Here is a 13,970-nt window from a genome sequence, read left to right on the forward strand (position 1 = left end):
TCGAATTTTATTATCTAGAAAACCTGAATTTAAACTTACGAAATGATACTAACCTACAAAACCGAACGCCTTCCCCTTAACTTTTTTATGCTGGGCATTAGCTTACTTTTAATTGGAATTGCCTTAATCATTAGCAAAAGCTACCAAGGAATCGCAGCCATTATTCTCTCTATCCCTTTCTTGTTTACCCATTCGGGTTTACTGATAGATGCAGAAAATAAGCGATTCAAAAAATACACGGGCTTGTTAGGCCTTCGTCTTGGTTCTTGGTGCGATTTATCGAGAGCCACACATCTGCAAATTATTCACACACGTGAAACCAAAGGAATGGCAGTACTTTCCATAGCCCGAAACGAAACCAATGTGGTGCAAAAACTTCTGCTTATGATGCCACACGAAAGAATTGTTCTGCTATCGGATACACAGGAAAAATTGGAACCTATGGCAAAAGAAATTGCAGTGGAATTGGAACTGGAATTGAAATTTCCGAAGGGTTAACCACAAAGGAGAACAAAGGAGTTTCACAAAGGCACACAAAGAGAATAAAACTAAAAATTAACATCATCACACAACTCAATCAGAGTATTTAAGGCTAACAGCTTTGTGTTACTTTGTGAAACTCCTTAGTGTGTACTTCGTGGTAAAATATCTACTTTAAAGTATTTATATTTTTTACCTTTGATTCCGATTATCAAATACACAAGTATGAACAGAAAACTACAAGCCTTTGAGCGCTTATTGGATATAATGGATCAACTTCGTGAAGGTTGTCCCTGGGATAAAAAACAAACATTCGAAACTCTTAGAACCCTTACCATTGAAGAAACCTACGAGTTGGCCGACTCCATTCTTAAAGGAGACAAGCAAGAAATTAAAAAGGAATTGGGTGACATTTTGCTACACATCGTGTTTTACGCAAAAATTGGTTCGGAAACCAATGATTTCGACATTGCCGATGTTTGCGATGGCATAAGTGAAAAGCTGATTTATCGTCATCCTCACATTTTTAGCGACACCAAAGTTGCCGATGCCAAAGAAGTGGAAGAAAACTGGGAACAGTTAAAACTAAAAGAAAAAGGTGGTAACAAATCGGTACTCGAAGGAGTTCCTCAGTCTCTGCCTGCCTTGGTAAAAGCAAACCGTATTCAGGATAAAGTACGCGGTGTTGGTTTCGATTGGGATGAAAAAGAACAGGTTTGGGAAAAGGTGAAAGAGGAAGTAAACGAGGTGGAAATCGAAATCCGTAAAGGTGATCAGGATAAGATGGAGCAAGAATTTGGCGATTTGTTCTTCTCTCTAATCAATGCAGCGCGTTTGTATGGCGTTAATCCTGAGAATGCTTTGGAAAGAACCAATCAGAAGTTCATGAAACGATTCAATTACCTGGAAAGCAAGACTCTTAAACAGGGCCGAAACCTAAAAGAAATGAATCTGGAAGAAATGGATGAGATTTGGGAAGAGGCAAAGCAGTTTGATAAATAAGAGCTTCAAGTATAAGATACAAAAAAAACAGCGCTGAATTGAATTAACAATTTAGCGCTGTTTTTTGTTTTAAAACTTTTAACTTTAGACTTCAACACTTTTAACTTTCTCTATGAACATTCTTCAAATCATACCGGGTTCGGGTGGCAGCTTTTATTGCGGCAATTGCTTGCGCGATGACAAATTCTATTTGGCAATGAAAAAACAAGGACATCAGGTAACCAAATTGCCCATGTACCTTCCCCTGTTTTCCGATGAACATGATCTGAATGAAATTCCTGTTTTTTATGGAGCCATCAGTATTTATTTGAAACAACTCTACCCTATTTTCCAGAAAGCTCCTGCCTGGGTAGACAAACTTCTCAACTCGAAACCCATGCTTAAATTGGCTGCGAGCATGGCGGGCTCTACCAGTGCGAAAGGATTGGAAGAGATGACAATATCCATGCTAATGGGTGAAGAAGGCAAGCAGAAAGAAGAGCTACATCGAATGGTAAGTTGGATGGCAGAACACCTGCAACCAGATGTACTGCATTTATCGAATGCTTTGTTGTTAGGTTTGGCTCCAAAGCTTCGAGAAGTATTTCCCGATGCTGTTATTGTTTGTTCCTTACAGGATGAAGATGTTTGGGTGGATGCCATGAACGATTCGTTCAGAAACAAAATCTGGAAATTAATGAGCGAGAAAGCTGAAGCCGTTGATGGTTTTATTGCGGTTTCAGATTTTTACGCAAAAGTTTCATTGGAGAAGATGGACATCCCTGAAAGCAAAGTTTTCATTAATCACCTGGGGGTTGAACCAAACGATTACCAGGTAAAAGCATTCGAAGAAAAAGCAAGAAACATAGGATACATCTCCAGAATGTGTGAAGCCAATGGCTTCGATATCATGATAGATGCATTCATTCTTCTGAAACAAGACAAAGAGTTTGAAGATGTTCAACTCATTCTAACGGGTGGATCTACCGGCGATGACAAAGGCATATTGAAAGAAACAGAAAAAAAGCTTAAAAATACTAAGCTTTGGAATGATGTAGAATTCCATGAAGATTTCGATGGAAGCGGACGCCACAATTTCTTTAGCAAAGTACAAATGATTTCTGTACCCGTACGCAATGGTGAAGCTTTTGGTTTGTATCTCCTGGAAAGTATGGCATCAGGTGTACCAGTGGTTCAACCCAAACTGGGGGCATTCCCTGAAATCGTTGACAAATCGAAAGGTGGAATCATTTACGGGCACAATAGCAAAGAAAATCTTTGCGATGCTTTAAAAATCTTATTGAGAGATCAGGATCAACTGAAACAACTCTCCTTAGATTGCAGAAGTGGTGTGGAAAATGAATTCAATATCGCGAATCAAACCCAAAACCTTCTGAATATTTACAATCAATTGAAAAAAATTTAAATCGCTTTACGCATTTTAACGTTCGAAGAAAGAGATTTTCTCTACCTAGTCAGAAATACAAAAAGAACGCAAAGTAATTATCCCTTTGCGTTCTTTTTGTATTATTTCTTCGCTTCTTTAGCGTAAAGCCAATTAATGGTATAAAAATCGTTTGATCTTATGCGTTGCTGTTTTTTGAAATGGATCAACATATATGTTTGATCGTTTTGAAAGTTTCCTACATATTGCGAGATGCATTAAACAGTGTGTGTAAACTGTGTTGCAGCTTACAAGTTGCATTACCAACAAACAGACAGTTGCTAATAAAACTACAAGTTTCGCACTTTAAAAATGTGGAGAAGTTTGTCTGGAATCTGTTAAAAGAGGAGTAGCCCCCTTGTGCTACAGTAATCTACAGAATAAAATGAATTAAACTGCAAAATATTTACACGCCATTAACACAGATTAACACTAAATAACAGAGCATTAACCATGTATATTAAGTACAGCTATTACATTTGGATTGTAATGCTTAACTGTTCAACCATTACAATTAAATAACTGTAAAGAGGTAAAACAGTTGTTACCATCTTGTAATTTAAAAAACATAGATATGAAAAAATTTACCATTATTATTTCGTTACTTATCTGTTGTTATGCCTGTAATTCCCAAAAAAAGGAACAAAACGAAAAACAGTTACAAAAAACAGCAGTTGCAACAGAAAACAAAGTATCCACCGGTAAAATACCTGCCGATAAAATGCAGAGCTTTTCAATTACAGAAGAAGCAATAAAAAAAGACTGGAACGGGAAGGTCATATCCAACAAAGAGTTCTCGACCTACATGGCAACCGGAAAATATGTACTCAACCCCATCGTAAAGGATGGAAAAGTTGTAGAAGCAAAGTTACAGAAAGCTTCGCCGGAACAATTGGAGATGATTAAAAATATAATGAGTGACAACAAAGGACTTAACAAACCTGCACCAGATTTTGAAGTAGAGGACATCTACGGCAATCACTACAAATTATCGGATTTGAAAGATAAAACCATAGTCCTTAATTTTTGGTTTACAAGCTGTAAGCCCTGTGTGGCCGAAATTCCAGTTCTAAGCCAATTGGTAAGCGATAACAACAGCAACAAGGATGTTATTTTCCTGGCTTTGGCTACAGATAAAAAAAAGAGAGTCGATACGTTTTTACAAAAGCATCCTTTTGCTTACCATGTTATCGCCAATTCCACAGATCTGGCTAAAAAATATAAGGTAGGTGCCTTTCCCACTCATTTTGTAATAAAAAACGGGCTGATTGTAAGCAAAATATTAGGTGCATCGGAAAACATAAAGAACGAACTGCAAAAAGCAATTGACGAAAAACCAGGGAAAGCTCTTAAAAATGTTACTCCTAAACAACAAATTATGCTTACTCCTGATAGTGACATCAGAAACGAAAAAGGAGAAAAACTGGACATGATGAAAGCGGCAAGTTTGATTAACAGCCAGGAATACATCATGGAGCAAGCAACCGATTTCGATGGAAAACAGTACATTTTAATAAAGAAAAAATAACACACTATCCCAGCTTGTGTAAACGTAATAATAGGGTTCTTATCTGTTTAGATTTGAACCCTATTTTCATATTTATATCCTCACTCGAAGAGAGAATACCAAAGATCAATTTTATCTTCAAAAGCTTGTTGAAAGTTCGGCCTAAGCTCTGTGGCTTTTTATTTAATGGTATAAAAATCGTTTGATCTTATGCGTTGCTGTTTTTTGAAATGGATCAACATGTGCAATCACCATCTGAACCTGTGAGAACTTGTTGACACGAGAATTCACATAAACCTGCAATTCTTGTATCAGCTCATCAACGGTTTGATCCACATAACCTTCCACCTCTTTTTTCAGATATTTGTATTGTTGCTCAAGCTCTTCGTAGTTAAAATGAACCATTGCCACCAACTTGCCTTTTTTCTCCACTACAATCGACTCAACAACATGCTTAAAGTTGTTGATTACTGATTCAATCTCTTCCGGGTAAATGTTTTCCCCACTTGCCCCAACAATCATATTCTTTAATCTACCTTCTATGTACAAGTAGTTGTCCTTATCCATTTTGGCCAAATCACCAGTTTTAAACCAACCATCTTCGGTTAAAACCTCCTTGGTTTTCTCCGGCTCTTTGTAATATCCCATCATTACATTATCACCTTTAGCCCAAACTTCACCAATTTGAGTTACAGGATCAGGATTGTGAATTTTCAGCTCAACCCCCATTAATGCTGGTCCTGTAGATTGATATTTGGTCTTCGACGGACCAATCCCCGCCAACAAAGGTGCTGTTTCCGTTAATCCATAACCAATTGCATAAGGAAATTTAGCCTCACGCAAGAATCTTTCCACATTCGAATTCAACTTGGCTCCACCAATTCCAAAGAAGGTTAATTCACCACCAAAAGTTTGCATTAGCTTTTTACCTGCTATGGCATTTAATCTCTTTCTAAAGAAAGGAAGCTTATACAGAACTCTTGTAATGGCTTTCGAATTGATGGATGGGAGTACTTTCCCCTGGTAAATCTTTTCAATAATCAAAGGAACTGAAAACATCACAGTAGGCTTAACCTCCTTAAATGCCGAAATTAACAAGGAAGGAACAGGAGTTTTCCCCAAATAGTAGATACATGCTCCAGCAATCATTGGAATAACATAGCCCAAAGTATTTTCGTAGGTATGCGATAAAGGAAGTATAGACAAGAATCGGTCTGTTTCGTCGATAGGATGAATGGTTTTAGATCGAATGGCATTCGAACAAATGTTCTTATGCGATAACATTACCCCTTTTGAATTTCCTGTTGTTCCCGAAGTATAAATAATGGCAGCCAAATCATTTTCTTCAACTGCATATTTTCTTTCAATTTGAACATTAGCATCAAATTTAAAATCTGCTGCATCTTCCCCAATCAATGAGTAATCCTCAATTGCAATTTTATATTGTAGATTCTCTGCTTCTATTTTTCCCAATTTTGGAAGTAGTCCTTTGGAAACCAATACAACTTTTGCTTCTGAGTGTTTAAGGATATTTTCAATTTCACCAATACTAAAATCGGGCAACATTGGCACAACAACAGCTCCCATAAAAACCGTTGCGTAATAGGCCATTCCCCAATTGGGCATATTGGTACTTAAAAGTGCTACTTTATCTCCCGGCTTTATTCCGAGTTTCTCATAAAATGCCATTAATGATTTAATCGTAGCATCAACCTCTTTATAAGTAAATGGTTTTTGTCCGACTAAAGCCATTGCATTGCAATCACCAAACTTTTGAACTGTATTTTCAAAAAGAGAAGGAAATGTAAATTTATTATTGTTTTCCATTTTTCTGGTCTTAAGATTTGAGCAATTTCCAGCACTGTGTATAGGCTTTTTTAATGATTTGCTCCCATGCAAGTTATAAAAAATATCATTCGAGCTATCTTTTTTAGGCTTTTAGCACTTCTATGAATTAAATATTCTTTTGTTCTGTTTACCCAAATCTCCCTCTTAACGACCTAATAATAGGGCAATAATCTCATGACAAACATTCATTTTTATTCATAAAGATTTTAATCTCACAAATCTTGAAATTATTCTTTTTTTAATACATTTATTGTTCTAATCAAGAAACAACACACCAAGCGAGCAACAAATTGAATGATCCTTTTCGCCCATTGATGATTCTTTATACTTGTAAGCACCTAAGGCCTATTTAACTATGAAACGTCGCCACTTTATATCACTATCAGCATTAGCCGCACCAATGCTAGCGGGACTAGGAATTTCTTCCTGTAATACTGCCACTTCGGGTAACGAAGTAGCAGAACATCCAAATTTTAACGATTTTAAATACAATGAGAAAAGCATCTCAGAACTTCAACAACTGATGGCTGAAGGTAAATTAACTTGTGAAGAATTGGTAATTGAATACCTGGATAGGATTGAAAAAATAGATAAAAATGGTCCCGGCTTAAATTCGGTTATCGATATCAATCATGATGCTTTACCTCTAGCCAGACAGCTTGATGAAGAAAGAAAAAGCGGTGATTTACGGGGTGCATTACATGGAATCCCAATTCTATTAAAAGATAATATAGACACAGCAGATAAAATGATGACAACTGCAGGTTCATTTGCTTTAGAGGGGAATTTTGCATCAGAGGATGCCTTCATTGTAAAACAACTGAGAAAATCAGGTGCATTAATATTGGGCAAAACCAATTTAAGCGAATGGGCCAACTTTAGAAGTACACGTTCATCGAGTGGGTGGAGTGGACGAGGGGGACAAACTCACAATCCTTATGTCATCGATCGATCACCTTGTGGTTCAAGCTCTGGATCGGGAGTTGCCGTTGCAGCCAATTTATGCGTTGCAGCCGTAGGAACAGAAACCGATGGTTCTGTTGTCTGTCCATCCGGACATAATGGAATTGTTGGTATCAAACCCACTTTAGGAGTGGTAAGCAGAACTGGTATTATTCCTATTGCTCATTCGCAAGATACTGCCGGACCAATGGCGAAATCTGTTAGGGATGCAGCTATTCTCCTGGAAGTTATGAGTGGAGCAGATCAGAATGACAAAATCACACTAAATAAGAAAAACAAAGCTTTAAATTACAGTGCAAACCTGAAAAAGGATGCCTTAAAAGGAAAACGAATCGGGATTGTTCGAGCAATGATGGGATTCCACTCAGAAGTAGATAAAATCATAGAACAAGCCATTGAAGACATCAAATCAGCAGGAGCTGAAGTAATTGATGTTGAACTGGAAAATCTCAACCAATATAGCAATGAGGAATATGAGGTATTGCTTTACGAATTCAAACATGATTTAAACGAATATCTGAGCAAATGTAAATTCCCTATTGTAAAAAGCCTGGATGACATTATCAAATTTAATGAGCAATATAAGGATCGTGAAATGCCTTGGTTTGGTCAGGAAATACTGGAAATGGCCAATCAAAAGGGTGATTTGAATGAAAAAGAGTACCTGGAAGCATTGGCAAAAAGTAAAAAGTTATCGGGTGAATTAGGCATTGATTACACACTAAAAAAATACAATGTAGATGCGCTAATGGCTCCTACCAATGGTCCTGCCTGGAATATCGATCTTGTAAATGGTGATCACTACGGCGGAGGAAGCAGTCAACCTGCAGCAGTTTCAGGTTATCCAAACATTACTGTTCCCACAGGATTTGTACATAGTCTTCCAATTGGAGTATCATTTTTTGCTGAAGCCTTCTCCGAAGAAAAATTGATTCAACTGGCATACTCTTACGAACAAAACACCATGCACAGAAGAGCTCCGGAGTTCTATTCAACAATTATGCAATAAAATTCTATTCGACCAAATGATTACAGGGGAACTCTATCTCAAAAGTGGTTCCCTGTCCTTCTTGGCTTTCCACCTTAATCTTGCCTTTATGGATCTGAACCAGCTCCTGAACTACACTCAGACCTAATCCTGTTCCTCTTTCTCCACGCAATCCTGCCCTACTTTGCGTATAGCTCTTCTCATTAAACAGCTGGTTAATTAAGGATTCAGACATCCCAATTCCTGAATCTTTTACCTTAATATGAATTGTAGAAAAATTCTTGACAGCGCTTAAAAATATAGTACCATTGCTTTCCGAATATTTCAATGCATTTGAAATGAGATTCATCAGTACAATCCTTACAATATTTGGATCAATAAAAGCCTGATCTATTTCATTTTCTATCTTAAAATCAATTTGACTTTTATTCAAATCCGTAGTGTAAAACTCTTTTAGTTCACTGATAATTTCATCAAAATGTACATTTTCTGGGTGAAAGTGAATTTTACCAGACTGCGACATGGACCAATGCAACAAGCTGGTTAGCAGCTTCAAGCCTTCAATAGCCGACTGGTTAATGAAGCTTGCATATTTTCTGGATTTATCGCAATCTTTTCGCTCTATCTCTGTAATAAGAAGCTCACTAAAACCAATTAATGAATTAAATGGATTTCTTAAGTCATGAGAGATCACCGAAAACAATTTGTCTTTGGTTTGGTTCATCTCTTCAAGCTTCTTATTCATTCTTTGGTTCGTCCTAAATCGCCAAATTAGAATAGCAATAAGCACTATCATAAAGAAAATGACCATGACCAAATTTTGCTCCATCAACTCATTGGTTTTCAACTTCTGCTCAGTAAGAAGCAAATCATTCTGCATTTCAAAATTTCGATCCATTTCATTCATAATCTCGAACTGTTGAACCGATAGTACAGAATCATATTGCACATTAAATTTTTCGAAACTCAAGGTTGCATACTTGTAATCTCCTAAAATTTTATAAAAATCAATATATGAATGCGATGCCTCAATTATTTTTGCATTGATACCAAGTTTTAAGGCAATTTTCATTGCAAGCTCCAGTGATTTTTCACCTTCAGCCCTCTTCTTTTTTTGGGCATAAACCAGAGCCATCCCTATATAATTATCTACAAGGCCAAAGTCATGATCCTGCTTAAGGTTTAATTCCAATGCATTTTGATAATATTCAAAAGCCTTATCGAACTGCCCCCTTTGATAGTAAATATTTGCCATCCCATTCAAACAAAAAGCAGCATATCTCACTCTTTCCACACCAACACTCATGGCATAGGATCTCTGATAATATTTCATCGCAGAATCCTTGTCCCCTTTTACCTCATAAGTTCGAGCAATTTCCCGGTAAATCGCACCAATACCAACTTCATTTCCCAATTTTCTCCATATTTCTATTGCCTTATGAAAATATTGCAAGGCAAGATCAAATTGCTCCTGCTCCCGATACACCAAACCGATATTAACGTAAGAATAAGATCTTCCAGATGGATGATTTAACTTTTCAAACATATTAACGGCATATTCCGAGTATCTCATGGAAAGAGGCAGATTGCCCGTTATCAGATACAAATCACCTAAATTATTATAGGAATAAGCGATTTGCACAGAATCTCTCTGCACCAAACTATGTCTTAAGGCACTGTGTAAATTAGGAATCGATTCCTTGGTCCGGTAAAGGTAATGAAGCTGTATCACGCCAACAAAGCCATACACCTTAGGCAATGCTTCCTTAATATCATATTGGATAGAAAGTTCCAATGCACGCTTTCCCAAAACCAATGCGGAATCGGAATCACTTACTCTTAGCCTCCAACATTCATCGGCCAGGCCTTGTATTTCTTCCCTAACACTCTTTTCTGTGAACAATTGATCCACAGTTTTACCATCCGACTGACTAAAACAGATCAGGATGGCTGAGAAGAATAACACGCACGCAACAATCGGTCGTTTATACAGCATATGGCATAACGATTAAGAATTTCATTTGAGTCAGATCAGAATGAATGATACCCAATACAAAATTAGGATTTGAATTTAATTTTTATTTAAGCTTTGATGTATCCCCCTCAATATTTTACTAAAGGAAAAATTTGTACCCTATAATCAACAGTATAATGAACACTGCTGCCAATACAGAATACTTACTGGCGAAATTAAAAGTATATCCTAACATTGGATCATACTTGGGAACAATTAACCTGGGATCCTTTCGGTTGCAATAAAATGGACCATGCCAATTTCCCAGATCTTTATGCATTTCATCCAATATGTGCTGATCCAGTTTCTGTTTCATAGGAGTTTTAGTTTATTTAGATAGGTATAATCAAAATTAATAATAATTATACAATTGCTAGCATAATTACGGCTAAAAAAGAAATGGCAATGATACACCAGGAATCATTGCCATTTCTCTTATAAATTTCTGCTCTTACCAGCTTTTCAGTCTTACTCCAATATAAAATGTTCTTGGCGATCCTGGCCCATAAACATAGTTGCTATCACGATTCTTTCCACTGTCAAAATCATCCTGGTAAGCATTTGTTATATTTTTAATTCCCCCGAATAGCTCCAAACCGGAATCTACCTGCTTCAACTTAAAGGCATAGGATAGCTTCAAGTTCAATTCAGTAAACGAATCGGATTTCTTATACTCATCAATGGATTGTTCTGGAGCTCCTCCAAAATGAGCCAACAACATAGGTCCTGTATAAACACTACTAATGCTTGTATTAAACTTAGGCGATGGCATAAAGGACAAGCTCGCATAACCATATTTTTCCGGAGTTCTCAGGAATTCACGCTTGGCTTCCAAACCTTCAATGTTCTCTACCGCCTCATCGAACTTGCTTGATTGCAAAGTGAAACCCGCTTCGAACTGTGCGATTCTATTGTAATTTGCTCTTAACTCCAAAGTGGCTCCTTGTACTTTCGCCCCCGATCCATTTCTCTTTTCGAATCTCTCTCCAAATTCATCAGCTGCCAATGGCTCCAAATAAAAAGCATCATCCAACTTGGTATAAAATCCTTCCAGTGTAAATCCTGCGATCCACTTTTCTGTTGCCTTATCGTAATTAATCGATCCACTCAAGGATTTCGATCTCTCTTCTTTCAAATCATCAGGCAAAACAATTCTGGAAATTCCTCCGCCAGCAAAGGCAATATGCATATCAGAATCGAAAGCCTGAGGAGCTCTAAAACCTGTACCCCATGTCAATCGCAACTGTGTATTGGTTTTGTACTTGTATAACAATGACAAACGCGGACTCAAAATGGCCTTATCCACCAAATTGTGCTTATCCACACGCAAACCAGCAAGGAAATTTAATTTTTTACTCACTTCCCAATCCGACTGAAAAAATCCACCAAAGTTTTTTGTGGTCTGATCTGTGCCATAACTGTAGCGTGGAATCGAATCCAAAACATCATCATACACATACTCCGTTCCAACAGTCAATACATTTTTGCCTCCCAGGAAATCATTCAATCTATGGTTGATCTGAGTTCCAAACTGTAAAGTCGTATTCTCAGTATCTCCATAAGGAGGATTGCTTAAATGTAAATCTATCTCATCCTGATCATCAGGATAGATACCTGTATAATGATCTCTTTCGGTATACTGACCTGCCGCATAAGCAATAAAGGAAGAATTGTCCTCATTAAAATTGATCTGGTAATCCAAACCCGCCATTAATACATCATGGGTTCTTTCCTCTGATTGTTTCGCCAAATGAGCTGCTCTTTCCTCCATTTCGCCCCCATATCGATACTCATGCAAACTGGTAAAGCTCAATTCCAATTTCTGGTTCTCGCTCGGTTTATAAAATAGGTTGGCACCAAAAGAATTGTTCTTCAATTCAGGCAGTTCCGAATAATTATCCCCATTGGCATCGTAGGCATTGCGCGTTCTGCGATTCACATAAATAGACGCACCTGCATTTCTTTTCTGATTCAGCATGCTAATGTTTCCATTCATAATCACATCCGATTCTTTTCCATCAATAAATTGCGTAGTCACACCAAAATCGTAGCTTGGTTGACTTGGAATTTTGGTAATTACGTTCACGGTTCCACCAATGGCACTTGAGCCATACAGAGCAGAACCACCACCACGAACTACCTCTATTCTTTCCACCATATTGGCAGGAATCTGCTCCATTCCATACAGTCCGGTTAATGGACTAAAAATAGGACGACCATTGATCAAAATTTGGGAGTAGCCACCGCCCAGACCATTCATTCTAAGCTGTGTATAATTACAAGTCTGGCAATCGGTTTCTACACGTAATCCTGGCTGAAAACGCAATCCCTCAGAAATATTACAAGCTTGCACCTGATCCAAGGCCTTACTCTCCAAAACATTCACAATTACCGGCGATTCGGTCTTTCTCTTGAATGTTTTTGTACCGGTAACCACAACATCATCAAGCGACATCACCTGCTCTTTCAATACAAAATTCACTTCTATGGTTTTGCCACTTTCTACTTTTATCTTTTGTTTGGCAATTTCATACCCCATCGATTTGGCTACAAGGGTATGCTCCCCTACCGGCAAGTTTACCATTAAATAGTGTCCCGTATGATCGGTAGTAATTCCCAATGTTGTACCTTCCAAATAAATACTTACAAAAGGAATGTGTTCACCACTCTGTTCCGATTTTACATCTCCAAAAACATTCGCATCCGTTTTCTGCGCCAATAGAGTTTCACTAATCCCCAACAAACAGAGGATTACAAATAAGTGTCTTATCATCTTCATTATATTATTATTTTCTTTATTATTCATTATTAATTGATCATTGTTAACAGATAACTGTTCATTGATCATTGACCTTTGTCACATATATATTGTTCGAAAATTCTTTCGGAATAACAATTTGCCTTTCATGAATCAAAATTTCAGTCAATTGATTTTTACTATACTGTTTGGCCACTTTAATATCATTGCCAATTTCAATCTTGTTATCACAACAGAAATTGTAAAATTCTTCATCATTGCTCACCAGCCTAATAATTCGATACTCCTGTTTTTCCTCTGCCTTAAAAAGCACTGTACTGTCTTTTTCAAAATCAACAAAGCCATATCCATTGGGAATGGGATCCCCATGAGGATCGAAACTTGGCTTCTCCAAATAATTCCATAAAATCTCAGACATTCTATCCGATGTAGCATGCTCTAACAATTCAGCTTCGTTATGTATCTCCAGCAAACTCATGTTAAAAGTTCGATACAGAAATGTCTCCCACAAACGATGCTTTCGAATAACCTGAAGCGCCAACCTTTCTCCTTTTGGAGTTAATTGTAAAGCCTGGTACTTTCTATATTCAAGCAAATCCTTCTCCGATAACTTACGAGCCATGTCGGTAGCAGCAGCATTACTGATGCCCAAAGCCTTTGCTATAGAGCCAGGTTTGGTATCCCTTGCCTCTAACTTCTGAAAGCAGTAAATGGTTTTTAAAAAATTCTCTGTTGATGCCGACATTTGAATAAAAGATTTAAGCATACTTAAATATTAATTCAAATATATTAAAAAACCTTTTATTTAGACTAATTCTACTTTAAGTTTTTATAAAAAATACAACATCATTACATTTAACACTTTGCTATTAATCGAAATTTACCTTCCTTTGCATCCCCCTTTTTTTTTAAAAATAATTCGAAAGAATTGTTAAACAGAAGTCATCTTAATCAAACAATACTTTATTAAAACCATGTATTTGTACG

Annotated in this window: 10 protein-coding genes; 5 read left to right on the forward strand and 5 right to left on the reverse strand. The window is 37.1% G+C overall.

Features of this window, described 5'->3' with window-relative positions; translation table 11 throughout:
* Positions 1 to 42 precede the first annotated feature (42 nt).
* The 4 genes from NQ163_RS16225 to NQ163_RS16240 all read left to right on the forward strand — a co-directional run bounded on the left by NQ163_RS16225 (position 43) and on the right by NQ163_RS16240 (position 4,433).
* Positions 43 to 498, forward strand: coding sequence for a hypothetical protein (locus tag NQ163_RS16225; protein ID WP_268191381.1), 456 nt, complete (start codon positions 43 to 45; stop codon positions 496 to 498).
* A gap of 207 nt (positions 499 to 705) precedes the next feature.
* Complete coding sequence (gene mazG / locus NQ163_RS16230) at positions 706 to 1,482, forward strand: nucleoside triphosphate pyrophosphohydrolase (protein ID WP_268191382.1); 777 nt, start codon at positions 706 to 708, stop codon at positions 1,480 to 1,482.
* A gap of 112 nt (positions 1,483 to 1,594) precedes the next feature.
* On the forward strand, positions 1,595 to 2,887 hold the full coding sequence (locus tag NQ163_RS16235; protein WP_268191384.1) for a glycosyltransferase family 4 protein: 1,293 nt from the start codon (positions 1,595 to 1,597) through the stop codon (positions 2,885 to 2,887).
* 592 nt (positions 2,888 to 3,479) lie between these two features.
* The gene (locus tag NQ163_RS16240) at positions 3,480 to 4,433 is read left to right on the forward strand and encodes a TlpA family protein disulfide reductase (protein WP_268191385.1); all 954 of its coding nucleotides are present in this window, start codon (positions 3,480 to 3,482) and stop codon (positions 4,431 to 4,433) included.
* A 162-nt stretch (positions 4,434 to 4,595) separates the two neighbouring features.
* Here the strand turns inward: NQ163_RS16240 and NQ163_RS16245 are convergent, their stop codons facing one another.
* Entirely contained in the window at positions 4,596 to 6,239 is a 1,644-nt protein-coding gene (locus tag NQ163_RS16245; protein ID WP_268191386.1) for an AMP-binding protein, read from the reverse strand.
* A gap of 376 nt (positions 6,240 to 6,615) precedes the next feature.
* On the opposite strand from NQ163_RS16245, the gene NQ163_RS16250 reads away from it, so the two are divergent.
* Positions 6,616 to 8,232: an amidase gene (locus NQ163_RS16250; protein WP_268191387.1), complete on the forward strand. Its 1,617-nt coding sequence runs from the start codon at positions 6,616 to 6,618 to the stop codon at positions 8,230 to 8,232.
* 4 nt (positions 8,233 to 8,236) lie between these two features.
* On the opposite strand, the gene NQ163_RS16255 is transcribed toward NQ163_RS16250, so the two are convergent.
* From NQ163_RS16255 to NQ163_RS16270, 4 genes are all read right to left on the reverse strand, one after another.
* Complete coding sequence (locus tag NQ163_RS16255) at positions 8,237 to 10,207, reverse strand: tetratricopeptide repeat-containing sensor histidine kinase (RefSeq protein ID WP_268191388.1); 1,971 nt, start codon at positions 10,205 to 10,207, stop codon at positions 8,237 to 8,239.
* A 118-nt stretch (positions 10,208 to 10,325) separates the two neighbouring features.
* The gene (locus NQ163_RS16260) at positions 10,326 to 10,541 is read right to left on the reverse strand and encodes a hypothetical protein (RefSeq protein ID WP_268191389.1); all 216 of its coding nucleotides are present in this window, start codon (positions 10,539 to 10,541) and stop codon (positions 10,326 to 10,328) included.
* 135 nt (positions 10,542 to 10,676) lie between these two features.
* Positions 10,677 to 13,004: a TonB-dependent receptor gene (locus NQ163_RS16265; RefSeq protein WP_268191390.1), complete on the reverse strand. Its 2,328-nt coding sequence runs from the start codon at positions 13,002 to 13,004 to the stop codon at positions 10,677 to 10,679.
* A gap of 58 nt (positions 13,005 to 13,062) precedes the next feature.
* Positions 13,063 to 13,728, reverse strand: a complete 666-nt coding sequence (locus NQ163_RS16270; RefSeq protein WP_268191391.1) for a metal-dependent transcriptional regulator — start codon at positions 13,726 to 13,728, stop codon at positions 13,063 to 13,065.
* Between the last annotated feature and the right edge of the window lie 242 nt (positions 13,729 to 13,970).

This window comes from Marinifilum sp. D737 (assembly GCF_026672275.1).
GTDB lineage: Bacteria > Bacteroidota > Bacteroidia > Bacteroidales > Marinifilaceae > Marinifilum.

Excerpts from the sequence above, each read along its gene's own strand:
- NQ163_RS16225 (WP_268191381.1), top strand. The coding sequence starts at position 43 with ATGATACTAACCTACAAAACCGAACGCCTTCCCCTTAACTTTTTTATG.
- mazG (WP_268191382.1), top strand. The coding sequence starts at position 706 with ATGAACAGAAAACTACAAGCCTTTGAGCGCTTATTGGATATAATGGAT.
- NQ163_RS16235 (WP_268191384.1), top strand. The coding sequence starts at position 1,595 with ATGAACATTCTTCAAATCATACCGGGTTCGGGTGGCAGCTTTTATTGC.
- NQ163_RS16240 (WP_268191385.1), top strand. The coding sequence starts at position 3,480 with ATGAAAAAATTTACCATTATTATTTCGTTACTTATCTGTTGTTATGCC.
- NQ163_RS16245 (WP_268191386.1), bottom strand. The coding sequence starts at position 6,239 with ATGGAAAACAATAATAAATTTACATTTCCTTCTCTTTTTGAAAATACA.
- NQ163_RS16250 (WP_268191387.1), top strand. The coding sequence starts at position 6,616 with ATGAAACGTCGCCACTTTATATCACTATCAGCATTAGCCGCACCAATG.
- NQ163_RS16255 (WP_268191388.1), bottom strand. The coding sequence starts at position 10,207 with ATGCTGTATAAACGACCGATTGTTGCGTGCGTGTTATTCTTCTCAGCC.
- NQ163_RS16260 (WP_268191389.1), bottom strand. The coding sequence starts at position 10,541 with ATGAAACAGAAACTGGATCAGCACATATTGGATGAAATGCATAAAGAT.
- NQ163_RS16265 (WP_268191390.1), bottom strand. The coding sequence starts at position 13,004 with ATGAAGATGATAAGACACTTATTTGTAATCCTCTGTTTGTTGGGGATT.
- NQ163_RS16270 (WP_268191391.1), bottom strand. The coding sequence starts at position 13,728 with ATGTCGGCATCAACAGAGAATTTTTTAAAAACCATTTACTGCTTTCAG.